1 protein-coding gene is annotated in these 1,183 nt (G+C 73.8%); it reads left to right on the forward strand.

The annotated features are described in order from the left end of the window. A partial coding sequence (locus ACIBR0_RS28710; RefSeq protein ID WP_396720868.1) for a polyketide synthase dehydratase domain-containing protein occupies nucleotides 1-1,183 on the forward strand: 1,183 nt, incomplete at both ends.

A 1,183-nucleotide genomic window follows, 5' to 3' on the forward strand; every position in this document is an offset into this window, starting at 1 on the left:
GCCGGGCGTGGCGTGCGGGTGACGACCTCTACGCGGAGGTGGCGCTGCCGGAGCCGGTCCGGGGCGACGTCGACGGGTACGGCGTACACCCGGCGCTGCTCGACGCCACGCTGCACGTGCTGGCCCTGGCCGCCGACGGTGACGTGACCCGGCTGCAACTGCCGTTCGTCTGGTCCGGCGTACGGCTGCACGCCACCCGGGCCACCAGCGTCCGGGTGCACCTGGTACGCCGGGGCGGGGACCAGGCCACCCTGGTGGTCTACGACCCGGCCGGTCAGCCGGTGCTGGACGCCCGGTCGCTGGTGCTGCGCGAGGTGCCGGTGGAGGGCGCGGAGCGTGGCGGCGTACGGGTGGATCCGCAGTGGCTGCTGCACGTGGACTGGCTGCCGGTCGACGCGGCGGAGCACCTTGGTGTCGGCCCGGTGGCGGTGCTGGACGACGACCCCGACACGGTCGACCGGTGGTCGGCGGCGTTCGGGGCGGTGTCGGCGTACCCGACGGTGGCCGCGCTCGGCGAGGCCGTCGCGGCTGGCGGCCCGGCGGTACGGACGGTCGCGCTGCCCTGGTACGGCGCCGGGCCGGTAATCGACGGCGCGGACGGCAACGTGCTGGCGGCCACGCACGGTTCGACGGAGTCGCTGCTGCGGGTGCTGCAGGAGTGGCTGGCGGAGGAAGCACTGGCGGACACCCGGTTGGTGGTGCTGACCCGGGGTGCGGTGAGCACAGGTGTCGACGACCGGATCAGTGATCTGGCGGCCGCCACGTGCTGGGGCATGCTCCGCACCGCCCTCGCCGAGCACCCGGACCGGATCACCGTGGTGGACCTGGACGGGAACCCGGAGAGCGTCGCCGCCCTCGGCCGGGCGGTGGGGTCCGGTGAGCCGCAAATGGCCATCCGCGACGGGTCGCTGTACGTGCCGCGTCTTCAGCCGGCCCAGCAGAGCGCGGGTTTGCCGTTGCCGGAGAGTGACACGTGGCGGTTGGAGACCACATCGGGCGGCAGCCTGGACAACCTGCTACTGACCCACTGCCCCGACTACGCCGCACCCCTGCAACCCCACCAGGTCCGCGTCCAACTCCACGCCGGTGGCGTCAACTTCCGCGACGTCGTGGTCGCCCTCGGCATCGTCAACGACCCCCGCCCCATCGGCGGCGAAGGCGCCGGCACCATCACCGACATCGG

Origin of the sequence: Micromonospora sp. NPDC049497, assembly GCF_044465805.1 — a bacterium.
Classification (GTDB): domain Bacteria; phylum Actinomycetota; class Actinomycetes; order Mycobacteriales; family Micromonosporaceae; genus Micromonospora.